The sequence below is a fragment of the Rhodobacter aestuarii genome, from assembly GCF_900156655.1.
GTDB classification, from domain to species: Bacteria; Pseudomonadota; Alphaproteobacteria; order Rhodobacterales; family Rhodobacteraceae; genus Rhodobacter; species Rhodobacter aestuarii.
In genome coordinates this window covers 140,525-164,387 of record NZ_FTOG01000009.1, presented here as the reverse complement: position 1 = coordinate 164,387, position 23,863 = coordinate 140,525, and the positions used below count along the sequence as shown (strand labels likewise).

19 protein-coding genes are annotated in these 23,863 nt (G+C 60.2%); 8 read left to right on the top strand and 11 right to left on the bottom strand.

Going from position 1 to position 23,863, the window contains the following annotated elements:
- Window positions 1–35: 35 nt before the first annotated feature.
- Together BW967_RS13760 and BW967_RS13755 are read right to left on the bottom strand one after the other, a co-directional pair.
- Complete coding sequence (locus BW967_RS13760; protein ID WP_083952255.1) at window positions 36–1,340, bottom strand: ATP-binding protein; 1,305 nt, start codon at window positions 1,338–1,340, stop codon at window positions 36–38.
- Complete coding sequence (locus tag BW967_RS13755) at window positions 1,337–2,068, bottom strand: response regulator (RefSeq protein ID WP_308811417.1); 732 nt, start codon at window positions 2,066–2,068, stop codon at window positions 1,337–1,339. The genes BW967_RS13760 and BW967_RS13755 overlap by 4 nt, the downstream gene beginning before the upstream one ends.
- A gap of 440 nt (window positions 2,069–2,508) precedes the next feature.
- Here BW967_RS13755 and BW967_RS18745 point away from each other — a divergent pair, with 440 nt between their 5' ends.
- Window positions 2,509–2,670, top strand: coding sequence for a hypothetical protein (locus BW967_RS18745; RefSeq protein ID WP_170952604.1), 162 nt, complete (start codon window positions 2,509–2,511; stop codon window positions 2,668–2,670).
- A gap of 72 nt (window positions 2,671–2,742) precedes the next feature.
- Entirely contained in the window at window positions 2,743–3,135 is a 393-nt protein-coding gene (locus BW967_RS13750; protein WP_076485662.1) for an EF-hand domain-containing protein, read from the top strand.
- Between the two features lie 110 nt (window positions 3,136–3,245).
- Here the strand turns inward: BW967_RS13750 and BW967_RS13745 are convergent, their stop codons facing one another.
- Window positions 3,246–3,887, bottom strand: coding sequence for a sugar transferase (locus BW967_RS13745; RefSeq protein WP_175610459.1), 642 nt, complete (start codon window positions 3,885–3,887; stop codon window positions 3,246–3,248).
- 426 nt (window positions 3,888–4,313) lie between these two features.
- Here BW967_RS13745 and BW967_RS13740 point away from each other — a divergent pair, with 426 nt between their 5' ends.
- Together BW967_RS13740 and BW967_RS13735 are read left to right on the top strand one after the other, a co-directional pair.
- The gene (locus tag BW967_RS13740) at window positions 4,314–5,096 is read left to right on the top strand and encodes a metallophosphoesterase (RefSeq protein WP_108188574.1); all 783 of its coding nucleotides are present in this window, start codon (window positions 4,314–4,316) and stop codon (window positions 5,094–5,096) included.
- 121 nt (window positions 5,097–5,217) lie between these two features.
- Window positions 5,218–7,308 (top strand): GumC family protein, encoded by a 2,091-nt coding sequence (locus BW967_RS13735; protein WP_083952253.1) that lies wholly within the window; start codon window positions 5,218–5,220, stop codon window positions 7,306–7,308.
- A gap of 177 nt (window positions 7,309–7,485) precedes the next feature.
- Here BW967_RS13735 and BW967_RS13730 read toward each other — a convergent pair whose 3' ends face one another.
- Complete coding sequence (locus BW967_RS13730; protein WP_076485659.1) at window positions 7,486–7,821, bottom strand: hypothetical protein; 336 nt, start codon at window positions 7,819–7,821, stop codon at window positions 7,486–7,488.
- Between the two features lie 281 nt (window positions 7,822–8,102).
- Between BW967_RS13730 and BW967_RS13725 the strand changes: the two genes are divergently transcribed.
- Entirely contained in the window at window positions 8,103–8,609 is a 507-nt protein-coding gene (locus BW967_RS13725; RefSeq protein ID WP_083952251.1) for a hypothetical protein, read from the top strand.
- A gap of 316 nt (window positions 8,610–8,925) precedes the next feature.
- Window positions 8,926–9,603 carry an SH3 domain-containing protein gene (locus BW967_RS13720; protein WP_076485658.1) on the top strand — a complete coding sequence of 226 codons (678 nt, stop codon included), beginning with the start codon at window positions 8,926–8,928 and terminating at the stop codon, window positions 9,601–9,603.
- 99 nt (window positions 9,604–9,702) lie between these two features.
- On the opposite strand, the gene BW967_RS13715 is transcribed toward BW967_RS13720, so the two are convergent.
- The 4 genes from BW967_RS13715 to BW967_RS13695 form a co-directional block, all read right to left on the bottom strand.
- Entirely contained in the window at window positions 9,703–15,018 is a 5,316-nt protein-coding gene (locus BW967_RS13715; protein WP_076485657.1) for a beta strand repeat-containing protein, read from the bottom strand.
- Window positions 15,019–15,401: 383 nt separating this feature from the next.
- Window positions 15,402–15,953, bottom strand: a complete 552-nt coding sequence (gene phaR, locus BW967_RS13705) for a polyhydroxyalkanoate synthesis repressor PhaR (RefSeq protein WP_076485655.1) — start codon at window positions 15,951–15,953, stop codon at window positions 15,402–15,404.
- Between the two features lie 156 nt (window positions 15,954–16,109).
- Window positions 16,110–16,571 (bottom strand): phasin family protein, encoded by a 462-nt coding sequence (locus tag BW967_RS13700; RefSeq protein ID WP_076485654.1) that lies wholly within the window; start codon window positions 16,569–16,571, stop codon window positions 16,110–16,112.
- Window positions 16,572–16,715: 144 nt separating this feature from the next.
- Window positions 16,716–17,189, bottom strand: coding sequence for a hypothetical protein (locus tag BW967_RS13695; protein WP_076485653.1), 474 nt, complete (start codon window positions 17,187–17,189; stop codon window positions 16,716–16,718).
- A 328-nt stretch (window positions 17,190–17,517) separates the two neighbouring features.
- Here BW967_RS13695 and BW967_RS13690 point away from each other — a divergent pair, with 328 nt between their 5' ends.
- Window positions 17,518–18,402, top strand: a complete 885-nt coding sequence (locus tag BW967_RS13690; protein ID WP_097081916.1) for a fructose bisphosphate aldolase — start codon at window positions 17,518–17,520, stop codon at window positions 18,400–18,402.
- 93 nt (window positions 18,403–18,495) lie between these two features.
- Here the strand turns inward: BW967_RS13690 and BW967_RS13685 are convergent, their stop codons facing one another.
- A complete protein-coding gene (locus BW967_RS13685; RefSeq protein WP_076485651.1) occupies window positions 18,496–19,854 on the bottom strand; it encodes an aminotransferase in 1,359 nt (452 codons plus the stop codon).
- Between the two features lie 165 nt (window positions 19,855–20,019).
- On the opposite strand from BW967_RS13685, the gene BW967_RS13680 reads away from it, so the two are divergent.
- Window positions 20,020–20,955 carry a LysR family transcriptional regulator gene (locus tag BW967_RS13680; RefSeq protein ID WP_076485650.1) on the top strand — a complete coding sequence of 312 codons (936 nt, stop codon included), beginning with the start codon at window positions 20,020–20,022 and terminating at the stop codon, window positions 20,953–20,955.
- Window positions 20,956–21,311: 356 nt separating this feature from the next.
- On the opposite strand, the gene BW967_RS13675 is transcribed toward BW967_RS13680, so the two are convergent.
- Complete coding sequence (locus tag BW967_RS13675) at window positions 21,312–22,955, bottom strand: CTP synthase (protein WP_076485743.1); 1,644 nt, start codon at window positions 22,953–22,955, stop codon at window positions 21,312–21,314.
- A 174-nt stretch (window positions 22,956–23,129) separates the two neighbouring features.
- The gene (gene secG, locus BW967_RS13670; RefSeq protein ID WP_076485649.1) at window positions 23,130–23,708 is read right to left on the bottom strand and encodes a preprotein translocase subunit SecG; all 579 of its coding nucleotides are present in this window, start codon (window positions 23,706–23,708) and stop codon (window positions 23,130–23,132) included.
- Between the last annotated feature and the right edge of the window lie 155 nt (window positions 23,709–23,863).

The following is a 23,863-nucleotide window of genomic DNA, read 5'->3' as shown; positions in this document are numbered from 1 at the left end:
GGCGGGCGCTATCTCGTGCTCGCTTGGGCGACGGTTCAGCTTTCGTGACCTGATGGCAACGTGATCCAAACCGCCAGCCCACCTTCGGTACGATTGGCGATCTTGAGCGCCCAGCCATTGGCGCGCGCAAGTTCCCGCACGATTGCCAGCCCTAACCCAGAGCCGCCCGTTTTCGGGCTGCGCGATGGTTCAAGCCGCTCAAACGGTTCGCACATCAGGGAAATGCGATCTTCTGGGATCCCGGGGCCTTGGTCCAGCACGCCAAATCTTAGCCTTTCGCCGGCCTGTTCAGCCCTGAGCACAATTTCACCGCCCGTGGCATGTCGCTGCGCGTTTTCAATAAGGTTCGTCAAAGCACGCCGCAGCGCTTGCGGGGCAAAGAGACCCTGCGTGGGGGCTCCAATTTCTACCTTTAACTCGGGTGCCTCCGCCACGAAGCTTGCAAGAAATGACGCGATCTTGACCTGTTCTGTTGGCGCCGGATCTAAACCGCGCGCCAGATCAAGGCTTTGCCCGATGAGTGCATCCATGCGCGCGATATCCCGCTCTAACCCATCAATGCGGCCCGCATTCTCCTTTGAACGCGCAAGTTCAAGCCCAAGCCGCATCCGCGCCAAAGGGGTGCGCAGATCGTGCGAAATGCCCGCCAAAAGGAGGGTTCGCGCCGCCACCAAATCACGGACCTGCCGTGTCATCGCATTGAAATGGCGCCCCAAAGAGGCGATCTCGCGCGGGCCCGTTTCGGGCACGGGGGGCGCGGTTGCATCGCGCCCAAAGGCATCCATGGCCGCTTCAATATGCCGGATCGGGCGCGAAAGCCGCCCAGCGAGCCAAGCAGAAAGCACCAAAGCCAGCACCAGACCAATCGTCAAGCCTCCACCAATCGCTACGAGCGGTTGCCCGTTATACCGGCGATGCGGCAAGCCAATGGCCACCTCTTCGGCCCCGGCAGGCAGGTTGACCCAAAACCATGCCTCCCCCTCGACGGTTTCGGCATGGAGATGAACCGTATGCCCAAGGCGTCGTGTCAACGCAGCTTCCAACAGATAGGCGAAAGGCCGATGCAATTCATCCACCGGCGTGTAATCGACGCGCGGCGCCAAAATCAGCCCGTGCCCGGTGCGCAATTCCTTGATCAACGCGGGGCGCGTTTCGGGCGGCAGTTCGGCCCATGTTTGCGCCGATAGCACCATCAATCCGGCCAAATCATCGGCCGAACGGCGCGACATCGGCAGCGCCATAAACAGCGTGAAGAGGATTGCCAGAACAAATGCATAGGCCACAAAAACGCTCGCCAAACGCGCCATATGCCAGCGGATGAGGCTTGGGGCGTCGCTCATGGTGCGCTTGACCCGCCAGAGCCCGGTTCTGGATCAAAAAGATACCCCGCGCCACGCAGGGTGCGGATGAAGCGCGGATGGGTCGGATCTTCCTCGATCTTACGCCGCAACCGCGTCACCCGATTGTCGATGCTGCGATCAAACGGATCGCGCGCGCCGCCGCGGATCAATTCGATCAACTGATCCCGGCTTAGCCCCCGACGGGGATGTGCCAAGAAGGCTTCCAGCAGATCATATTCGGCGGTGGTCAGCGTGATTTCTTCGCCGTCGCGCCACAAAACCCGTGCGCCGCAATCAAGCCGAAACGGGCCAAAAGTAAATTGCACGGCACTTTCGGGCGCGGCTGGGGCGCGTCTACGCATCAAGGCCCGCAACCGCGCCAACAACTCACGCGGATTGAAGGGCTTGGCCATATAGTCATCCGCCCCGACTTCAAGGCCAATGATCCGGTCCATCTCATCGCCGCGCGCAGAGAGCATCAGCACCGGAAGGTCCGTTTGCACCCGCAACCGCCGCAAGAGGCTCAACCCGTCTTCGCCCGGCAGCATCAGGTCTAACACCAAAGCCGCGGGCGGTTCTGGCAATGCCCCAAGCGCGCGCCAAAGCGCTGCGCCATCGGCGGCAGGGGTGGGCGCCAGCCCGTTTTCATGCAGATAGTCGCACAAAAGCGCGCGCAGTTCTGGGTCGTCATCCACCACCAACACGGCGGGTTTTCGGGTCATGCTCATGCGCATCTCCGACCCGCCTCACACACCCTTTTGCGACAAACTGCGACACAGCTGGGATCAGGCGGTTACACATATAATCTAACCTGAACACGTCGAAAGGACCATCGCTATGAATGCCGCATGCCGCCTTGGCGCCCTTTTCCTCGCGCTGTGTCTCGGGGCGGGGGAAGCGCAAGCCGGACCGGGACAGGTGCCTGCAACCGAGCCGAAACCACGGCCACATTGGCTGTGGCTACTACTCACGGCGCCGCCAGCCGACCCATCCGTTCCTTACGGGACCGGATACGGGTCACGCTATGGCGCGGGCAAGGGGGCACAGTCGGGAGGAGTCGGTTCCGGCACCGGGGGGGGCGGTGAGGGCGGACATGGCAATGGGAGTGGCCGGGGCAACTAACCCCGGCCCTCCGATCGGCCATTGGTGAACAGGAAAGGAAACGACCATGAAACATTTTGCTATGGCTTTGGCCGCCCTTGCTGCCCTTGCCTTTGTTGCGGGGCCAGTGAGCGCAGGGGATCAAACCCGGGCCCGTGACAAAAGCCAAATCGACAGCCCGACCAAAGATCAAAAGCGCGATAAAACCGGCGATTGCATCAGCGGGTAAGCAAAGGGTCGGCGCGAAGGGTCCGGGCACAAATGGGTGCCCGGACCATCAAGAGCAAAGGAGTTCCTGAAGATGCGTAAGCTGATCTTGGCGGCCATCGTTTGTGTGGCGGCATCCGGTATGGCCTTGGCGGGAAATGGAAATGGTCCCGGCAATGGGCAAGGGAACGGCCAGGGCAATCGCGCTGGCGCTGGGGCTGGTATGGGCGCAGGCTCCGGGCTCAAGGCACAACGGCTCACCCGCACGCAGGCCGACATTTCAGCCGTTTTTGCCGCGATGGATGCCAATAGCGACGGGCTCGTCACGGCCCAAGAATATATGGCTGTGCGCAATGGAGCGGGTGCGGGCTGGAACGCCGCGCGTGTGGCCACGATGCAAGAGGCCAAAGAAGCGCGGTTTGAGGCGCTCGATACGGATCACTCAGGTAGCCTGACAGCCGCAGAATTCGCGGTGCATTTCCGCTGAGCATACGTTTTTTCGAGAGGGCCCCGACTCCCGGAAAAATGTAGAGGCGTCGGTGTTCGGCACCGGCGCCTCGTTGTAATTTAGTGGATATGCTGGGGGTATCCGGTAACCTATTTTCCGGTGCGTTTCAGCATCGTTGTCACCGTCCACAAGACGATGGCGAGGTCCCCAACGAAGCTTGCGTTTCTCGCATAGTGAACGTCCAGACGCACACGGCTCGAGTAGCTGATCGCGTTGCGACCGGATACCTGCCAAAGGCCGGTCACCCCAGGGCGCACAGACTGCACCGTGCGGGCATGCTTTCCGTAAAGTTCGACTTCTTTTTTGGTGACGGGGCGCGGACCAACGACGGACATGTCGCCCAAGAGCACGTTCCAGAACTGCGGAAGTTCGTCCAGGCTTGAGCGGCGCAGAAATTGGCCAAGCGCTGTAATACGCGGATCATTGTCGAGTTTGAACTCACGCTGCCATTGCTCGCGCGCCACGGGATCACGTTCGAGAAGATCGTTCAAGCGCTTCTCGGCATCGACCACCATGGTCCGGATTTTCCAGCAGGTGAACGGCTTGCCGTCGCGACCGATCCGTTTGTGCCCAAAGAACGCTGGCCCGCCATCGCGTTTGACAATGAACGCTAGGATCAAAAGCGCCGGCATGAGCAAAATCAGCGCGGTGGCCGAGAAGACAATGTCAAAAATGCGCTTGCCAACGCGACGATAGATCAAAGATCCAAGTCGCGGCGCTTTTTCGCGCAAATTCCAATTGGTTGAGACAGGTTGCCCCACAAAGTCTACTTCATTAAACGCCATCTCAGCCCCCAGCTTCCGGCAAACAAGTAAATGAAAGGCATTCTGCCTTAACGGCCAGACTGCCTAAACGCGCCCTACAATGGGTGCGATCAGAGACAGTGTATCGACTGCCGTTAACAACTTGGTAACGCCTATCACCCAATGCGTGAGACTCGCAAGCTTAAGATAGCCACCTGAATGTGCGTATGCGTAATTTGTCGGCAGATATTATCGTTAATGGACACGGTTTGCGCGTTCTTCGCGTCAGTGCACCGAAGTCTTCGGTGCCGTTTCGAGATGAGACGGTGATGAACCGGGATCTGCCGCAGCCGAATCGGTCTTGCGTCCGCTATGCAGAGTATGCTTGGAGAGCATCGTGTGAGGCGGTTGAGAATGAAGAGTTTATTGGCGCAGGTGCTGTCCCGGTCGAGGCGTCGTCAGGTGACGACGGTCAAGTCGCGTTCTCCGGAGGTGATTTCGTTCTGCCCACCGGCGCCGGAGCGCCCCCTTGCAGTGATTGGCGACGTGCATGGCGTGAGCACTCTTTTTGAGCGCATGCTTGAAAAATTGGCGTGTGAAGCGCCTGAGGCTTCGGTTCTTTGTGTCGGCGATTTGGTGGATCGGGGCGAGAACAGCGCCGACGTCTTGAGGCGCGCTTGGGCCTGCAGTGAGATGCTGACCGTATTATTGGGCAATCACGAGGAGATGCTTCTCAGTTTTCTCGATGCGCCGACGCGTGAAGGGCCGCGATGGCTGCGCAATGGCGGCTTACAAACCCTTGCGAGCTTCGGGGTTGGGGGCGTGAGCGAATCGTCATCGGCTGCGCGTCTCGTAGCGGCGGCAGATGAACTGCGTGAAAAGATGGGCGATGAGCTTGAGCGCTGGTTGCGAGGTTTGCCCCGGATGGTTCAAAGCGGGAACATCGTCGTTACACATGCAGGCGCAGACCCATGGCGTCCGATTTCGCAGCAAAGCGATCATGTTTTGACATGGGGGCATCGAGATTTCGGCCAAAGGCCCCGGACAGATGGTCTTTGGATTGTACACGGTCACACGATTGTTCCAGAACCCGTTTGTGACCGAGGGCAAATTTCGGTAGATACTGGAGCCTATGCGGGGAATGGGCTTACGGCTGCGCTGATCTCGGTCGAGGGGGTGCGGTTTTTAAGGGTGTGAGTGTGGTGCGGGATTGGTTGAAGAGTGGCATCGTAGTTTCATGTTTTGATGCGATGACGTCTTCGGGCCGTTTCGGATCGAATAACCGGATTGGTTTCGTGTATTGGAATGAATGGATGGAATGCGGATGCAGATGAGTACTCCGGTGCAAAAAAGTAATCTGAACGAACAAGATGATGTCATCGACCTCGGGCAGATTCTGATGTCGCTACGGGCGGGTTGGAAGAGTATCGCCATTTCTTTCCTCGTCGCTGTAAGCCTCGGGTTCATCTACGTTCTTTTTGTTGCAACGCCGATCTATACGGCGAAGTCTGTGGTGGTGCTTGATACGCGTAAGCCGCAGGTGATCGACCTCGAAGGGATGATCGGCGGGCTCACCGGCGATTCAAGTGAATTGAATACCGAGGTTGAGGTTCTGCGCTCGCGTGGTCTTGCGAAAAAAGCGGTCGCTGAGCTGGAGTTGATCAACGATCCCGAATTCAATGGCGCTTTGGTGCCGCCTTCCATCATTGGCCGCATCCGCGGTGTTCTATCCGCAGGGGAGCAGACGGAACCGAGCGCCGACGAAATCGAAGCAAATGTGGTCAGCGCGCTCCTTGAGCATGTTTCTGTGCGAAACGTTCCGTCTAGCTATGTCTTTGAAATCTCAGTGCAGTCCGAAAGTGCTGAGAAGGCGGCGCGCATCGCGGACAAAATTGCCGAACTCTACACCCTCAGCCAGATCGAGACGAAGTTCGCCTCGATGGAGCAGGCAACGGCTTGGCTCGCGAACCGCGTCGGAGAACTGAAGACCGAGTTGGAAGTCGCCGAAGAGAAGGTCAAAACCTTCAATGCGCAAACGACGCTGATTTCTTCCGAGGCTCTCGCGGCGATGGAAATTCAGCTCAAAGATTTGCGCGAGCGTGTGGAGCAATCGGGGGCGCAGGTCACATCTGCACAGGCGCGGGTTGACGCGCTGAAAGCCGCACAGTCGCCGCAAGAAAAGCGGCTTGCCGCGCGTGACACGTTACTCGATCAGATTGCGGAAGAGGATTCCGCCGCGTTTGACAGCCGTTATAGTCAAGTTCTGGCCCGTGCCGAATTGGACTTGGCGCGCGCCTCCGATCAAAAGACGGCGCTCGAACGGTCTCTTGAAAATATGACGGCGCAGATCGCGCGGCAGGGCGATGATATGATCACCTTGCAGCAATTGACCCGCGAAGCCGAAGCAAGCCGGACGCTCTATGAGTATTTTCTGTCCCGCCTGAAAGAGACCTCCGCGCAGCAGGGCATTCAGCAAGCGGACAGTCGGTTGCTGTCTGCGGCCGTTGTCCCAACTTCGCCGACCGCGCCACGCAAGAGCCTCGTCTTGGCGATGTGTGGTATTCTTGGTTTGATGGCGGGTGTCGGGATCGTGTTGCTGCGTGAAGCGATGCACAATGGCTACCGCACGGCACGCCAGCTGGAAGAAGAAGCGGGCGTTGTCGTGATGGGGCAAATCCCCTTGATCCCGGCGAAAAACCGTCCGGATATCCTGCGGTACTTGCTCGATAAGCCCACCTCAGCGGTGATGGAGTCGATCCGGAACCTGCGGACTTCGGTGCTGCTGTCGAATGTCGACAAGCCGCCGCAAGTGATTTTGATGACATCTTCTATTCCTGAAGAGGGTAAAACCACCAACGCGCTGGCGCTCGCGCTCAATTTCGTGGGTGTTGGGAAATCGGTGCTTTTGGTCGAGGGGGATATCCGGCGCAATGTTCTTGCCGAGTACTTCCCGGGCAAAAGTAAGCCCAAAGGGCTGGTATCGCTTCTCTCCGGTCAGGCCTCGCTTGAGGATGTGATTACGCGCGACGAAGAACTGGGCTTCTCTCGTATCATGGGGGAAAGCTCAAACATCAACGCGGCGGACTTGTTTATGTCGGAGGCTTTCCAAAACTTCGTCGCGCAGATGCGGGAGCTTTTTGACTACGTCATCATCGACGCGCCGCCGGTTCTGGTGGTTCCCGACGCCCGGATCATTGCGCAATCTACCGATGCGGTGCTCTTCACGGTCCGTTGGAACCAAACGAGCCGGGGGCAGGTGCAAGAAGCCGTTCAAATGTTTGAAACGGTGAACCGGCGGATTAGCGGGCTCGTTCTGAGCCAGATCGATAATGAAGAAATGAAGCGCTATGGATACGCTGGAAAACACGGCAGTTATGGTGTTTACGGCGCGAAATATTACACCGAATAAGGTGACTTGGCGCGCCATCAACGCATCGTAACGTCGCTTTAAAGCCGGTCTCTTCGAGAGGCCGGCTTTAAATATATGGCCCGTGTCAGATGCTAAAGAAAAAGGCGATGGGCATATGTGCCACCGCCTTCAAATCTGCTTCGGTTTTCGCAGGAAATTTCTCCCGCAACGGTGATCTTAGTTTCCGGTGCCCGAGGTCGCACCCGTCGCACCGGTGGCGTTTGCCCCGCCGCCACCGCCGCCACCGCCTGCAAGCGCCGCTGCCGCGCTTACGCCAGCACCAGCAATGAGCGGTACGAGGCCCACCACGTTGGTTGCCTCGCCCACCGCCACTTTGCCATTCGGTAGAAGCATGACACCGCAGGTGCCATCATCTTTTTTCTCGGTGTTGGGGTCGTCGCACTCGCATTGGTTGTCTTTTAGCGACTGGCCCTTAGGGCATTGGGGAATCTCAGCATAAGCCGATGCGCTGGCCAAGGTGAAGGCAAGCGAAAGAAGGAAAAGAGAACGCATTATGACCGCCTCGCACTTAGTCAGGAAAACGATGGCTAAAACTACCATGCCTGCCGCGCCCTGCACAGCGCTTTCTGCGGGGCAGCGTGATGTTCTGCGGCAAGAAAGTTCTGAGTGATGCATGACTGAGCAAAGTCTTGAAAAACTGTCGCTATGTCCCGCAAAGGCGCAGGGGCAGACGTAAACCTTTCTTAAGTCCCGGCTGATCTACTGATCCCGATGGTGCTGGTGGAGCGCCGTCGCGTCGCGCGGATGCGTGACCGACTATGGGGTGAAAACATATGAAAATCTTCTTCGCACGCCTTCGGGCGCGGCGGCTGAGGCCGCTTGTCTTTGCGTCTGCCGTGATCACGGGGCTTGTGGGTGCGCCCGTTTTGACGGTGTCTGAAGCGGCTGCACAGGCTATTCCGGCGGCCTATGGTCGACAAGCCATCGTTGTTCGCGGCGATTTGGGCGGGGATGTCGGGGCGCGTGCCAATAAGATCCAAGCGATGGCGGCGGCCGGGCAGACCGTTGCAATCAAAGGGGCCTGCTACTCTTCTTGCACCATGTATCTGGGGCTGCCGGGCAGTTGTGTGACCCGTAACAGCAGCTTCGGCTTTCATCGGCCGAGCTTTTATGGAGCCGCGCTGCCGCCGAAGAAATTTGAGTTCTGGTCGCAGCTGATCGCGGCACATTACCCGCCAGCGCTGAAAAGCTGGTATTTGCGCGAGGGGCGTTACAGCGTCAACTTGAAGATGATCTCCGGGGCGCAGCTTATCCGTTTGGGCGTGCCTGAATGCAGTTAAGGCCTTTCGGGACGGGGAGATGAACGGCGGAAGGGCTGACGGGAGGGCTCATCAGTTTTCCTCTGCCGCTGCCCAATCTGCGCGAGGCTCGAGAGACTATCAGAACGCGCCGCCAGCTTTGGGGGCGCGTCTTACTTTGTAAATAGTGCAGGCAGAGCACTAGTCTTCTTGTCATGCTGCCCTTGCGTTGCTTTCCTTTCAGGCGTCTTATCGCGCTGAAATATTGGTGTTTTTGTCCTTCGTCCGGTTCCCTTGTTCTTCTCCTTGGCGACGGCGGTCCGTCTTACGGCCGTGGCGCCCGATTGAAAGAGACCCCATGCTTGCTGTCCCCAAACCGCTTGGCTTTGCGCTGGCCGCTTGTTTGGCTGTCACACTTTCCACGCCTGCCTTTTCGCAAGCGGTTGGTGATTATGGCTTTGCCATTCCCGAGAAAGATGTGCTCGACATTCGTTCCGGTCCGGGGCGTGAGGCAACGGTCGTCGGCGCTATTGCGCGCGGCGATGTCGTTCAGCTGTTGGAGCTTCGCAAAGATTGGGCTTGGGTGCAAAGCAGTGCCGGTGCGAGCGGCTGGGTATATTTGCCGCTGATCGCTTTCGATTTCGATGACATTCTGGTCGAGGAGGGCAGTTGCGAAGTTGTGGTAGCCTGGCGGCATACGCTGGAGGGCGCCAAGCAAGTGATCGAAAGCATCACCGACACCCAGTTCACTTCGGTTTTCCGCACCGAAGAAGACAAATATGACATCTCCGTCACCAACCTGCCGGTTGAGGATGCTGAGACGGTCATGGCGCAATGGAAGGCAGAGGATCGTATTCCCCCAACCGCGTTTTGCACCACCGGGATGCAGGATATTCGCACCGCGGATTTCGTCGAAGACATGGATTGGCGCAGCGCGCCTTTGCCCGAGGGCATAGAGTTGGGCGATCCGGCCGATTGGCAGGGCAGGGTGCTGGTGGAGGCTTATGAGGAGGTAGACACATTGGGCGAACCCTGAGGGGCGCCCCGGGGCCATCACCGCAAGTTCTTGATCCCTTTTAAGAAAAAGCCGGTCGCGCAAGGGCGACCGGCTTTTTTTCTTTTGTATCGGCGGATCTTAGAACTGCGATTGCACGGTCACCGAGGCGGCGATTTTGTCTTCCGTGCCGGTGCTTATGCCCGCGCGCAGCGTCGCGTTCAAAGCCTCGATCCGGCGCGTATAGGCAAGCTGCAGGGCAAGACGGCGGGTGTGGCGGGTGGCGCTGCCATCAACATCAATGGTCCAGCTTTCGATGCCATCCTCACTTAGGCCCGCAAGCCCGAAGGCAAGCCCGATGCCGCATTCATTGTCTCCGTCGAAATTGCCGCTGCACAGAAGCGAGGGCGTCAGGGTGATTTCCGAGGCCAGCCCATCAAGCAGCCCTTTGCCATCCCCCGCAAGCGACAAGTCGTTGCGGAACTCGCTTTCCACGAACAGCCGCCAGCTGCCCACAGACCCAAGATCAAAATCGCCGGTTTCGCTGAGCGCGCCTTGCGTGGCGGTCACCGAAACCTGCGCGCCGGGGGCGTAGGCCAGATCAAAGCCCACACGCGGCGTGACGATCAGATCTTGCCACGCATAGCTGCGCGAAAGCCCCGCTCCTGCCAAAAGTGCGGCGTAGGTGTAGGAGCCATCGGCGGTGATCGTCACCGTATGCGGGAAGTCAAAGGTGAAGCTGTGCCGCCCCATCGCACCGGCGAGGTAGTAGTCCAGCATCCCCTCGCCACCGAGCTTGCGCGCGCCGTAAAGGCCGCCATAGATCCCCAGCCCGTCGATGCTGCCATCGGCGGTGCCGGTGGAAATATCGCTATGGCTGGCATAGGCGCCCCAGAACTTCCCGGCAATCCGGTCATCGCCTTTGAGCCGTTCCACACGGTGGGTGTAGCTCAGCAGCGTTTGGTTGCCCGAGAGGTCATCTTGCATGGTGGAGACTTCGACACTGTCGATCCGCCATTCACGTTTCGCGCAGTCATAGACTTCTTTGCCAAGGCTGCCATCGGCGCGCAGGCCGGTGTCGTTCAGCGTCAGCGTGAAGTCATTGTCAGGCGTTTCGTTGTTCAGGCAGCCCTCCGGCGCACCTGCACGCAACCGCCGTGCCGCATCGCGGGCAAAACCCGAGAAGCTGCGGCCAAGCCGATCGAGCGTGCGCGACAGATCATCCCGCAAAATCTCTTCCAACTCGGGGCGGATCACGTCGATCAGACCTTGCAGCGTAACCACGGTGGGCGTGCCATTGCCGGTGCCGAAGGTTCCGTTGCCAAGGGCGCTGCTTTCCAGCACCGCCGGTTGGCCCCAAGCATCGGTGCCGCTCAGCGTCGCAAGGTTTTCGATCTGGGTGAGGTTCACACTGGTTGCGTCAAGCGTGATCGACGCGGTCCAGACCCAAGTTTCGCCCGGATCAAGGTCGCCGTTCGCGGTTTCGGTATTGGTCGTGTCCAGCGTTTCATTCGTGGTGAGCGGGTCATCCAAACTCGCGCCGGTCAGCGGCAACACGCCACCATTATGCGCGGTGATCGTATAGCTGATCACATCGCCCACCTGCGGGGGGGTAGACAGCCCCGAGGTATCGGCAACTTTGGTCAGCGTGAGTTGCGTGGCCAAGCCTGACGGGTCCATCGGGATGTGGTTGTGGATCACACCCTTAGAGAGCGTTGTTGCATCACCCCAATCGGGGAAGCTCATGTTGAAGGCAAGATAGTGGGTGGTGTCCCCGCCCACGACAGGCGCATTGGCCGAGGTCACAACCTCTTCCACGCCAAGACCGATGCCCGGGGTCAAGGCCCCGGCTTGGGCCGGGATCAGGGTCGAGGCATCATAGCCCGGCGCGGTGACCTGCAACGTATAGGTGCCGGTTTGCGCCGGATCTTGCAGCAAGAACGAATAGCGCCCATCCGAGCCGGTCACTTTGTTGTTGCTGTCGCCGGTGTTCGAAAGCCAGCTGTTCGGCACGGGGGTGCCATTGTGGAGCAGCGTGACCGTCGCGCCTGCGAGCGGCGCACGCGTGACCGCGTCATAAACCACCCCGCTCGGGTCGACCATGACGGCATCGACGCCGGTGATCGTGCGGCCAGACCCCAAAACGATGTCGAGCCCGCAGACTTCGGCGCCATTGGAGCGGCCATTTTCGGCCGAACCAGTGGTTGAAACGACGGCTTCTTCTTCATCATGCACGAAGCTGATGCAGAAAGAGCCTGCATCAAGTCCGATGAAGGCATAGTTGCCCTGCGCGTCGGTCGTCACCTCGGCCACGACAGCTTTCGTGATCGGGTCGGTCAATTGCACGCGCGCACCGCTGCGCGCGCCCGAAACATCGGCCACCTTGCCCGCAATCGAGCCAAGGAAGGTGATGGTTTGGGTGTCGTCATCGCGGGTCACGCCCGAGAGGTCGCTGACCGAGCTGCTGGTGCCATGCGTGGCCGTGGCCGTAGCTTGGTTGGTGACATAGCCTGCCAGCACATCCGCCGCCGTCACCGTGTATTGCGCGGTGAAATGCGTGCCGCTATCGGTCCCCGGTGCGAGCGTGGGCAGCGTTGTGGCAACCGCCCCCCCCAGCATCGGATCGGTGACGGTGATGTCGCGCAGGGTGACAGAGCCGGTGTTGGTGACGGTGAACACATACTCAATCGTGTCCCCCGCGCTCACCCCCTTGGTGCCATCGTCGTCGTTGAGGGTGCCGACTTTGACAAGCGCAACGCCCGCAGGCGCCACCAAAGGCGTGACCGTCGCGTCATCATTCTCGGGCGCAGTGCCTGAGAGGTCACTGACAGGGCTGCCACTCGGCGGTTGGCCCGAAACGGTGGCCGTGTTCGTCACCCCACCCGCGTCGATATCGGCTTGGGTGATGGTGTAGGTCGCGGTGAAGGTCGTGGTGTCGCTTATGCCCACGGCGAGGCTTGCCAGCGGGCCGCCCGAAACCGTCACTTTGTCGTCGACGATGGTGATATTTGTCAGCGTCGTGGCCCCGGTGTTGATCACCGTGAACGTGTAGTCGATGGTGTCGCCCACGCTCACGCCCGACGTGCCGTCGCTGTCGTTGAACGTGGCCGATTTCACCAGCGCAATGCCCGGTGTCGCGCTCAGCGGCGTGACGGTGTCATCGTCATTGTCAGGCGCGGTGCCCGAAGTGTCTCCGACCGGGCCGCCGCTCGGCGGCTGGCCCGAAACGGTCGCGGTGTTCGACACCCCACCCGCGTCAATATCGGCTTGGGTGATGGTGTAAGTTGCGGTGAAGGTGCTGGTATCGCTTGCGCCGACAGCAAGGCTTGCCAGCGGACCACCCGAAACCGTCACTTTGGCGTCGCTGACGGTGATCGCCGTCAGCGTCACGTTACCGGTGTTGGTCACGGTGAACGCATAGTCGATGGTATCGCCCGCGCTCACGCCCGGCGTGCCATCGTCATCGTTCAGCGTGGCCGATTTCACCAGTGCAATGCCCGGGCTCGCCGCAAGGTCCGTGATGGTGTCATCGTCATTGTCGGGCGCGGTGCCCGAGGTATCTCCGACCGGGCCGCCGCTCGGCGGAGAGCCGGAAACGGTCGCCGTGTTCGAGACACTCCCCGCGTCGATATCGGCTTGGGTGATGGTGTAGGTCGCGGTGAAGGTGCTGCTATCGCTTGCGCCAGAAGCCAAAGTGGCGAGCGGGCCGCCCGAAACCGTCACTTTGGCGTCGCTGACGGTGATCGCCGTCAGCGTCACGGCCCCGGTGTTTGTCACCGTGAACGTATAGTCGATCGTGTCGCCCGCGCTCACGCCCGGTGTACCATCATCATCGTTCAGGCTCGCGGATTTTTCCAAAGCGATGCTGGCGACGCCGGTGAAGCTGTAATCGCTTTCATCATCATCGGTGTTGCCATCGCCATCATCCCCGTCATCGGTCACATCGGTGATCGGCGTGCCGCCCGAATGGGTGGCCGCAGCTGTTGCGGTGTTGGAAATTCCGCCCGCATCCACATCTCCTGCGGTCAGCGTGTAAGTGGCGGTGAAGCTTGTGGAATCCCCCGCGGCAAGGCTTGCCACGCTGGCGGGGCTGAAATCGCCCGCCCCAAAGCCCGCAATCGGCGTGCTATCGGCGCGGGTCATTGTATCCGCGCTCACCGTCACATCGCTCAGCGGCAGGCTGCCGGTATTGGTGACGGTGACGGTCCATGTCACGGTATCACCGATGCTTGGCCCGGTAATCGTGTCCAGATCATTCAACACCGAGGTTTTCACCGCCTTCATCGTGGCGGTGTCATTGTCGGTGATGGTGCCCGTGCCCTGCGTGCCATCAATGTCGAGCGTATAGCCCTCATCGCCTTCGATCAGCGCGTCTTCGGCCCCGGCCAAGGTGATGGTGAAGCTCGAAACGCCCGCCGGAACGGTGAGGGTGGAGCCCGACAGCGTCACCCCATCGGAAAAGCTGAAGCTGCCGTAATCGGCGGCAGAGGTCGTGCCATCGCTCAGCGTGAGGGTAAAGGTTTGCGGCACAACGGTGGTGCCCGAGAGCGTCACCAAATGGGCCAGATCGGTGCCCTCAGCTTCGGTCGCATTTCCGACCGAGCCGATGGTGATGCTGGGCACCCCGTCATTGTCGACGATCGTGCCGGTGCCCTGCGTTTCGCGCAGCGTTAGCGTGTATGTCTCGTTGCCTTCATCATCGGCATCATCAACCGTGGGGTAGGTGATCGTGAAGCTCGACACTCCCGTCGGCACCGAAAGCACGCCATTCGAGAGCGTCACACCGTTTGAGAAGGTCGGCGTGCCGAGATCGGCATCGGAGGTGCCGACGTGGCTGCGCGAAAAGACGATCTGCTCGACGGCCGTCGTGGCACCGGAAAGCGTGACGGTATGCACGATATTGCCGCCTTCTGTCGCGCTCGCATCAGAGACGGACACAACGAAAGCGAAGAAGCTGTCCAACTGGCCCGCAATGGCGGCGCCATCGGCGTTCGCCGAGGTCGAGACACTCCCGCCCGAGGTGTAGCTTGCTGCGTCGCCAATCACCACAAGCACGAAATCACCGTAATGCCCGTAAAGGGCGGTGCCCGGATCGAGCACAAAGGTCACCGCCGAGATCGTGGTGCTGCCTGTTGGGGCGCGGCGCGCAAAGTAGCCTGAACTGCCGCCCGCACCGCAGATGTTCGTGTCGGCGCAGGTGATCACACCGAACAACTCGTTTGAGGTGAGCGAGTTGAGGAAAGTGTCATTGTCAGGGTTCGAAACAAAGCGTGCCTTCTGCCCCGGTGCAAATACGCTGAGTGGCTGGCTGATTGAGATATTGCCGGTCGCGCTGGTCGCTGCATATAGCTCCAACAGATCAAAGGAAGCGGCCCGTGCCGATCCTGCAAAACTGATAACCAAGGCGGCTGCAAAACAAAGCTGCGACAGCCAGCGCAGCAGAATCGTGTTTTTCATCAGGGGACACTCCAGACAAGCGTCCCTGCTTTGCACTTAGGCTCTTAATTAAATGCTATTTATCTGCGACGTTTCCGCGCGCCCAAAGGTATCTTTGCGGGCATGGTTAAAAGAGCGTTTCTTTCGCGGGTTTCGATGGGGTTCGGCGGGCGTTTCGCTCAAAAATAAGCCAAGATCCGGCGCCCGCCTGCAAGGGGCGTCGAAAACGCCATCAGCCTCAAATTGCCCCGACAGCCAAAGCGCGGGCAGAGCCAAGACCGAGGCGAAGATAAGAAGATAAGCTGAGGCGCGGGTTTGCAGCAGGGGGGGGGGCGCACTGCACCAAAAGAAAAAGGGCACCTGACGCGGTGCCCCTTCATAAGATGATCTTGCAAAGCGTGGTGTCAGAGCTTCGAGAGCTTGGATTGCAGATCCGCCAATTGCTTCTTTATCGCATCCAATTCCTCGCGCCCACCGGAGCCGTCGGCACTGGCGTCTCCCTCGCCAACCGCAGCGCCCCAGCCCGCCATCATGGATTTCAAAAACGCCTCTTGCTGGCGTTGCAGCGCTTCAAACCCCGGCATCGTCGCCATCGGGTTGGGCATGGTGGAGAAATTCTCCATCATTTTCGACTGGCCTTCGCGCAGCATCTCAAAGCTTGCCGCCAAGAATTGCGGCACGACAGATTGCGCCTGCGTGGTGTAGCTGCGCACCAGATCGGTCAGCACATCCACGGGCAGAACATTTTCGCCCCGGCTTTCATGTTCGGCGATGATTTGCAGCAGATATTGCCGCGTCAGATCATCGCCCGATTTCAGATCGACAATCTGCACCTCCCGGCCTTGCCGGATGAAGGAAGCGATGTCTTCCAGCGTCACATAGTCACTGGTTTCGGTGTTGTAGAGCCGCCGGCTGGCATAACGCTTGATCAGCAAGGGCTTGGTCTCTTCGGCCATGTTGTTTTCCTCCCCGGACTAATCCTGCCCGCATTTTGGCGACGCAGCAATGTTTAAGCCGCAGCGCCGCAAAAGCAACAAAAGAAAAGGGCGCACCGAAGTGCGCCCTTCAAATACGGTCCGGCAGGGAGGAGGAAGCCGGATCCGTCGAGACGATTATTTCGCAGCCGCAGAAGCCGCAGCGGTGGCTTTTTTCGCTGCCGTGGTCACCTCTTCGGTGGCCTTTTTCATCACCGCAGTGGTTTCTTCGGTCATCTCTTTGCCCGCCGAGAGCATCAGTTCGACCGTTTCCATTTGAACTTTCTTCGCCACTTCAGCGAAAGCGGCGAGGTTCTCAGCCGCCATCTCAGCCGAAGCCGAAGCGAAATCGCTCATCGCTTTGGCATAGTCGGCCGGCTCGGTTTTCGAGGTGGTCAGCGCGCCGAATTTGCCCAGCGTGTCTTTGGTCCATTTCGACGAGATGTCGGTCGATTTCTCAGCGGCTTCAAGCGCCACTTTCGCCATTTTCTCGCCAAGCGCGGTTTGCGCTTTGAAGGCGTCTTGCATTTTCGACATGTCCATCGGCATCGAAGCCATCATGTCTTGCATCATTTTCGTGAAATCTTGCGTCTTCGCCATGGGTCTTGCTCCGGTTTGAGGGGCCCGGGTGTTCACGGCGGGGCCCGTTTCTTGTCCTATTTTATACATGCTGCAGTGCAGCATTTCAACAGGAATTTGCTGCGTCGCAGAAATTTTACATTCGGAGGTTGTGTGAAAAGGGGCTCAGCCGCCCGCTTCCAAAATGCTGCGCGCCACGGCAATGCAGCGTTCGCGCGCATGTGGGCCAAAAAGTGTAAAGACCATCATGACCTTACCCTCATGGCTCCAAACGGTAAGCTGGTGCATCGTCGCTTCCCAAAGCGCGGCAAGGCCCAAATCGAGTTCTTCAAAATTGGGTGGTGGGTTCATGACAGAGGCCAGTTCGTCACGATAGGCGGCGACCAGATCGGCGGGGCTGCGCGTCTCGTCCGAGGTGTCGCGGTAAAGGAGCGCAAGCGAATCGCCGTCCTCTGTCGTGGCGGTGCACAAAGACACGCGGACCGCCGCATTTGTGCGCGAAAATCCGGGGGTAAGCGTGACCGGCGCGCCCAACGTTGCCTCAAGTTCCGCCCGCGCCAGCCAATCGCAGGCGGTCTTCGGCGTGTCCCCCAAAACGGGGGTGGCGAGCATGGCAAGGATCATCGCGACACGGATCATTTGCAGATACTTTCCATTTGCACTGGCGGAATCCGGTAGCAAAGCCGCGTCATCCGCGCCGCTTTTGCCTGCTCCGCCATCTGCACGAGAAACGGCGACCTTGGGTAAAGATACCACGCTTCTTGTGACACCATAGGCACGGGTGCCAGCGACAAAAGCGCGCCCTGCGGCGCAGCATAATTTTCTGTGCATAAGCAGCGTAAAAAGGGCTCCCTTACGCGCGCGTTAGCGAAACCAGAATTGCCTTTAGCCCCGTGAACCGTTAACCCGGTGCTGCAACTGCAAAGAGCCGCCCGGGGGAAGCCGGGCCCGAAATCGGGGGTCGATGATGGCGAAAACGATGATGGAACACATGATGAAGGGCGAGGGCTTCATTGCCGCGCTCGACCAATCGGGTGGCTCGACGCCGAAGGCGCTCGGCCTCTATGGCATCACCGAAGACGCCTATTCGAACGAAACCGAAATGTTCGACCTGATCCACGAGATGCGTGCGCGCATCATCCGTTCCTCGGCCTTCACCGGCGAGAAAGTGGTCGGCGCGATCTTGTTTGAACAAACCATGGACCGTGATGTCGAGGGGATCCCGACCGCGACCTATCTGTGGGAAAAACGCGGCGTGGTGCCGTTCCTCAAAATCGACAAAGGTCTTGAGGAAGAAAAAGACGGCTGCCAAATGATGAAACCCATTCCGGGTCTTGAAGCGCTGTTGGAACGTGCCGCCGAGCAAGGCATTTTCGGCACCAAAGAGCGTTCGGTGATTTCGGCAGCGGATCCGATGGGCATTGCCTCTGTGGTCGCGCAGCAATTCGAACTCGGCGAAAAGGTTCTCGCCGCAGGTATGGTGCCGATCCTTGAGCCGGAAGTGACGATCTCGATCTCGGACAAAATCGATGCCGAGGCGATGCTGCGCGACGCGCTGCTGGCTGGCCTTGAAACCGTCTCGGCCCCGGTGATGCTGAAACTCAGCCTGCCGACCATCGATAACTTCTACCTGCCGCTGGTCGAGCATCCGAATGTGATCAAGGTTGTGGCGCTGTCGGGCGGCCATGTCCGCGCCGAAGCGAACGAAATCCTTGCTCGCAACAAAGGCATCATCGCCTCGTTCAGCCGCGCGCTGAGCGAAGGGCTGACCGCGCAAATGTCGGATGACGAATTCGACGCCGCGCTGGCCGAAGCGATCGACAGCATCTACCGCGCGTCCATCGCGGGCTGATCTGGCCTCATCGCGAGAATAAAGAAACGCGCCACTTTCGGGTGGCGCGTTTTTTCATGGGCATGGCAGGGGCGGGCGCTTGCGCGCCACGCCTCAAGCCACTTCGGCGAAGACTTTCTTCAGCGCCTTTTCAAGCTTTTCAAACATCTCATCCATCTGCGGCTCGGTCAGGATGAAGGGCGGGCAGAGCACAATGGATTGCCCCAGCGGACGGCAGATCAGCCCCATATCGGTGCAAGTATTGGCGATCCGCTCCGATACGCTCAGGCTGCCATCAAAGGGCGTTTTCGTGGCACGGTCTTTCACCGCTTCAAGCGCCCACATATAGCCCACGCCGCGCAACTCGCCGATGTTCGGGTTCTGCGCGATCTGCGCCAAGCCCGCCTCCAGCCGCGGCGAGAGCCGGTTGACGTTGTCAGCCAGCCCCTCGTTCATCACCACATCAATGGCTTTGAGCGCAATCGCACAGCCGACCGGGTGGCCCGAGGCGGTGAACCCATGCGGGAATTCTTCAATCGCTTCGGCGGCGGCTTGCACGCGGTCCGCAAGTTCCGGCCCCAAGATAACCGCCCCCATCGGGAAGAAGCCCGCCGTCAGGTTTTTCGAGGAAATGATCGCATCGGGCATGAAATCATAGGTTTCACAGCCCCAAGTGTTGCCGGTGCGGCCAAAGCCACAGATCACCTCATCCGAAATGAGCGGGATGTCGTATTTCTTCAAAATCGGCGCGATGGCTTGGAAATAGCCTTTTGACGGCGGAATAACCCCGCCCGCGCCCATCACCGGCTCGGCAAAGAAGGCCGCGATCGTGTCGGGGCCTTCCTTGATGATCGTGGCCTCAAGCTCCGCGGCGAGCCGCGCGGTGAATTGTTCCTCGGTTTCGCCGTCTTGGCCAAAGCGCCAGTAATGCGGGCAGGTCAGGTGGATGAAGCCCGGCAGCGGTAGGCCAAAGACCGAGTTATAAGGCTTCCCGGTCATTGAGGCGGAAACGGCGGTCACGCCATGATAAGCGTTCACGCGGGTCAAAATTTTGCGGCGCTGCGGTTTGCCTTCGGCGGCGTGCAGGAACCACAGGGTCTTGACCATCGTGTCATTCGCCTCGGAGCCGGAGTTGGTGTAAAACACCCGGCCCCGGTCATAGGGCGAAACCTCGATCAGCTTTTCGCTGAGCAAAACGGTTTGGTCTGACATCCGGCCAAAGAAGGCGTGATAGCCCGGAAAACGCGCATATTGCGCCTGCGCAGCCTCAATCAGGCCCTTATGATCAAAACCCGCGACCATGTTCCAAAGGCCCGAGTTCGCATCAAGGTATTTGCGCCCCTTGGTGTCAAAAATGTAAGGCCCCTCACCATGCGTGACGACCACCGCGCCGCGGTCATGGACCGAGGGCAGATCGGTGAAGCCGTAAAGGCTGAAATCATCGGCTTTTTGTTCCCAGGAAAGGTCGGTCATGGCGGGGGCTCCTGTAGCGGTTTGGCGACAGGCTAACGGGTGGCGCGGCGGCGTCAATGGGGCGCGCATCACGCTTGGGTGCTTTGGTAAGGCGCGGGGCCTTCGGCCTTGCCAAAACGGGCAGGGGCCGCGCATTGTGCTGACAAGCGGCGGGCAGGGGACCAGATGAGCGGACGCGGTGACAAGATCAGCCTTTGGGCCGTAGAGATGCTGGTGGCCACCGCCGAAGAACGCGCGATCACCGCCGCCGCGCGCAGGCTTGGGGTCTCGCCTTCATCGGTCAGCCAGCAGATCGCCGCGCTTGAAGCCGCGCTTGGTGCAGAATTGGTAGACCGAACCGCGCGCCCTTTCGGGCTGACCGCTGCCGGTCAGGCGTTTTTGCCCCATGCCGAAGCGATGCTCGATGAACTGGCTAAGGGCCGCGCCGGGGTGGGCCTTGCCGATCCTGCGGGGCTGCGCAGCTTCCGGCTCGGCATGATCGAGGATTTCGAGGCCGAGGTGACGCCGCTTTTGCTCGCCGGGATGGGGGCGGAGCTCACCGCCTGTCGGTTCTTGCTCGAAACCGGCCCCAGTCACCGCTTGGCCGCGCAGCTTGAGGCGCGCGCGCTCGATATGGTGGTGGCCGCCGAAAGCGATGGTCCGACCGAGGGGCTTGAGCGGCACGCGCTTTTGACCGAGCCGTTCATTGCGGTTTGGCCAGAGGGGCAGGTGGGCGCGGATTTGCCGCTGTTGCATTACAGCCCGCGCACGGTGATGGGGCGGCAAATTGCGGCGCATTTGGCGCGGACCGGGGCGCAACCCACGCATCGCTTTGAAATTGATAGCTATCCGGCGATTTTGGCACTGGTGGCTGCGGGGCAGGGCTGGTCGATCCTGACGCCCTCGGGCGTGCGCCACGGCAAACGCGCGGGGGTGACATTGGCCGCGCTGCCCGGCGATGGGCTGGCGCGCCGCATTCAACTCACCGCCCGGGCGGGCGTGATGGGCGAGCTGCCCGGCGCGGTCGCGGCGCGCTTGCGGGGGCTTTTGGCCGAACGGATCGTTGCGCCGATGCTAGAGGAGGCCCCTTGGCTTGCGGGCGCGCTGCGCGTGGAAGGCTAGGGGGATTGGGCTGGGCAGGGGGCGCTGCTCCCTCGGCTCCTCCGGAGCCTTCACCCCCGGGATATTTGGACAAAGTCGAAGGGGCAGCAGAGTCTCAGAAATGAGAAAAGGCGCTTCACTCGGGCCTCAGAGGGGAGGGTAAGCGAAGCGCCTTCGACTTTGACGGTCATCGGCGTCCCCGCCTGTACCGTGGCTTAAGGCTGGCTGAGTCTGGTTAATGAAACCTTAAGGGCCCAGCCTTTTTAGAGCTATCCGGGGCGGGATGGCCAAAGGGGCAAGGGGGACCGCGGCCCTATTCGGGCCGCATAGCCCCAAAGGCCCCAATTGGAGCGCCCGCCAAAGCGGGCGCAACGCGGTCAGACCAAACGGCTTTGCGCGAGCGCCGCTTTCACAAAGCCCGCGAAAAGCGGATGCGGTGCGAAGGGTTTGGATTTCAGTTCCGGGTGGAACTGCACGCCGATGAACCACGGATGGTCTTTGTGCTCAACGATCTCGGGCAGGCGGCCATCGGGGCTCATACCCGAAAACACCAGCCCGCAGCCTTCCAGCGCCTCGCGATATTTCACATCCACCTCATAGCGGTGGCGGTGGCGTTCCTCGATCTCGGTGGTGCCATACACCTCGGCCACGCGCGACCCCGCTTTGAGCGCCGCCGAATAGGCGCCAAGGCGCATGGTGCCGCCTTTGTCATCGGTCACTTTGCGCTCGACCCGGTGGTTGCCCTGCACCCATTCCTTGAGGTGATAGACCACGGGGGTGAAACGCTTTTCGCCCGCTTCATGGTCAAACTCTTCCGAGCCTGCATCACTCACACCGGCGAGGTTGCGCGCGGCTTCAATCACCGCCATTTGCATACCAAGGCAGATGCCAAGATAGGGCACGCCCTTTTCACGGGCAAATTGCGCGGCGCGGATCTTGCCTTCGGTGCCGCGCTCGCCAAAGCCGCCGGGCACCAAAATCGCGTGGAAGCGCTCCAGATGCGGGGCCGGATCTTCGTTTTCAAAGATCTCGGCGTCGATCCATTCGGCCTTCACCTTCACCCGGTTCGCCATGCCGCCATGCGTCAGCGCCTCGGCAATGGATTTATAGGCGTCTTCCAACTGAACATATTTGCCCACGATGGCCACACGCACCTCGCCCTCGGCATGGGTCAGGCGGTCCATCACATCTTCCCAACGCGTCATATCCGGGCGCGGCGCGGGAGAAATGCCAAAGGCATCGAGCACGGCTTGGTCAAGGCCCACACGGTGGTAGGCCAAGGGAGCTTCGTAGATCGAGCGCAGATCATAGGCCGGGATCACTGCCTCGGGCCGCACGTTACAGAAGAGCGCGATCTTGGCGCGTTCCTTATCCGGGATCGGATGTTCCGAACGGCACACAAGCACATCCGGCTGCAAGCCAATGGAGCGCAGCTCTTTCACCGAGTGCTGGGTCGGTTTGGTTTTGAGTTCGCCCGACGCGGCAAGGTAAGGCAGCAGCGTCAGGTGCATGAAGATGCACTGCCCACGCGGCTTGTCTTGCGCAAATTGGCGGATCGCTTCGAAGAAGGGCAGGCCCTCAATATCGCCGACCGTGCCGCCGATCTCGCACAGCATGAAATCCACCTCATCATCGCCAACGCCGATGAAGTCTTTGATTTCGTTGGTCACATGCGGGATCACTTGGATTGTCTTGCCAAGGTAGGCACCGCGACGCTCTTTTTCGAGCACGTTGGAATAGATCCGGCCCGAGGAAACAGAGTCGGTCTTGCGCGCGCTCACGCCGGTGAAGCGTTCATAGTGGCCAAGGTCGAGGTCGGTTTCCGCGCCGTCATCGGTGACGAACACTTCGCCATGCTCAAACGGGCTCATGGTGCCGGGGTCGACGTTCAGATAGGGGTCAAGCTTGCGTAGCCGCACCGAAAACCCACGGGCTTGCAAAAGCGAACCAAGCGCCGCCGACGCCAGACCTTTGCCGAGCGAGGAAACCACGCCACCGGTAATGAAGACATATCGTGCCATGAGACCCCGCGAGCAGCAAAAGTAAGCTTGGACCGGCAGCAGAACCACCAGCATCACGGGACTTAGGTGTTACACGATTCGCGGTCTGCCCGCAACCGGACCGCAAGACCTAGAGGAAACTTGTCAAAGCGGCCCCAAAAGATGGGGACCGCTATGCGTAAGGGCGCTTGCGACTCAGTTCGAGGCAGGCGCGTCAGCGTAGGGCGAAACGCCCAGCGGCAGCTCCGGCATGGCGGGCGCTTCAGGGGCAGCATCGTCCACCGGGGCCTCGGCAGCGGGCTCTTCCGCAGCAGGGGCTTCTTCAACCGGGGTTTCTTCGGCAGCAGGCGCTTCGGGCGCAGGTTCTTCCACGACCGGCGTTTCGGCGGCGGGCACCGGCGGCAGCACCGGTTCATCAGCGGCGGGCGGCGGCGGGGCAAAAGGTTGCGCGGTGCCGGTGGGCAGCGCGGGCGCATCGGCCTCAGCCGGGGTTTCGATGGTCACGGTGTCCAGCACGGACCCCTCTTTCGCGGCGCGCGCGGCAAAAACAGTCAGCGTGACCGAGGTGGCAAAGAACGCGGCCGCAAAGACCCACGTCACTTTGGAAAGCGCATTGGCCGCTTGGCGACCGGTCATCACACCGTTGCCACCGCCGCCACCACCGCCGCCCATGCCAAGGCCACCGCCCTCAGAGCGTTGCAGCAGCACAACCCCGATCAGCAAAAGCGCCAGCACGAGGTGGATGACGAGGATGACGTTTTGGACGTTTTCCATGAGGTGGCCGCGCCTTTGTTCATTCGACGCGCCTATCTAGGCGTATGACTGCCTTCGTGCAACCCGGTTTTCCACCGCAGGGGGCCACTGCGGCAGTTGGGCGGTGAAAAAGCGGTTTCCCCCGCGCCGCGTGACAGCTATATGTCGCTCGGTTT

Bases quoted from the DNA above. Each gene is read 5' to 3' on its own strand.
- BW967_RS13760 (WP_083952255.1), bottom strand. From the start codon at position 1,340: ATGAGCGACGCCCCAAGCCTCATCCGCTGGCATATGGCGCGTTTGGCG.
- BW967_RS13755 (WP_308811417.1), bottom strand. From the start codon at position 2,068: ATGAGCATGACCCGAAAACCCGCCGTGTTGGTGGTGGATGACGACCCA.
- BW967_RS18745 (WP_170952604.1), top strand. From the start codon at position 2,509: ATGAAACATTTTGCTATGGCTTTGGCCGCCCTTGCTGCCCTTGCCTTT.
- BW967_RS13750 (WP_076485662.1), top strand. From the start codon at position 2,743: ATGCGTAAGCTGATCTTGGCGGCCATCGTTTGTGTGGCGGCATCCGGT.
- BW967_RS13740 (WP_108188574.1), top strand. From the start codon at position 4,314: ATGAAGAGTTTATTGGCGCAGGTGCTGTCCCGGTCGAGGCGTCGTCAG.
- BW967_RS13735 (WP_083952253.1), top strand. From the start codon at position 5,218: ATGCGGATGCAGATGAGTACTCCGGTGCAAAAAAGTAATCTGAACGAA.
- BW967_RS13730 (WP_076485659.1), bottom strand. From the start codon at position 7,821: ATGCGTTCTCTTTTCCTTCTTTCGCTTGCCTTCACCTTGGCCAGCGCA.
- BW967_RS13725 (WP_083952251.1), top strand. From the start codon at position 8,103: ATGAAAATCTTCTTCGCACGCCTTCGGGCGCGGCGGCTGAGGCCGCTT.
- BW967_RS13720 (WP_076485658.1), top strand. From the start codon at position 8,926: ATGCTTGCTGTCCCCAAACCGCTTGGCTTTGCGCTGGCCGCTTGTTTG.
- BW967_RS13715 (WP_076485657.1), bottom strand. From the start codon at position 15,018: ATGAAAAACACGATTCTGCTGCGCTGGCTGTCGCAGCTTTGTTTTGCA.
- phaR (WP_076485655.1), bottom strand. From the start codon at position 15,953: ATGGCCGAAGAGACCAAGCCCTTGCTGATCAAGCGTTATGCCAGCCGG.
- BW967_RS13700 (WP_076485654.1), bottom strand. From the start codon at position 16,571: ATGGCGAAGACGCAAGATTTCACGAAAATGATGCAAGACATGATGGCT.
- BW967_RS13695 (WP_076485653.1), bottom strand. From the start codon at position 17,189: ATGATCCGTGTCGCGATGATCCTTGCCATGCTCGCCACCCCCGTTTTG.
- BW967_RS13690 (WP_097081916.1), top strand. From the start codon at position 17,518: ATGGCGAAAACGATGATGGAACACATGATGAAGGGCGAGGGCTTCATT.
- BW967_RS13685 (WP_076485651.1), bottom strand. From the start codon at position 19,854: ATGACCGACCTTTCCTGGGAACAAAAAGCCGATGATTTCAGCCTTTAC.
- BW967_RS13680 (WP_076485650.1), top strand. From the start codon at position 20,020: ATGAGCGGACGCGGTGACAAGATCAGCCTTTGGGCCGTAGAGATGCTG.
- BW967_RS13675 (WP_076485743.1), bottom strand. From the start codon at position 22,955: ATGGCACGATATGTCTTCATTACCGGTGGCGTGGTTTCCTCGCTCGGC.
- secG (WP_076485649.1), bottom strand. From the start codon at position 23,708: ATGGAAAACGTCCAAAACGTCATCCTCGTCATCCACCTCGTGCTGGCG.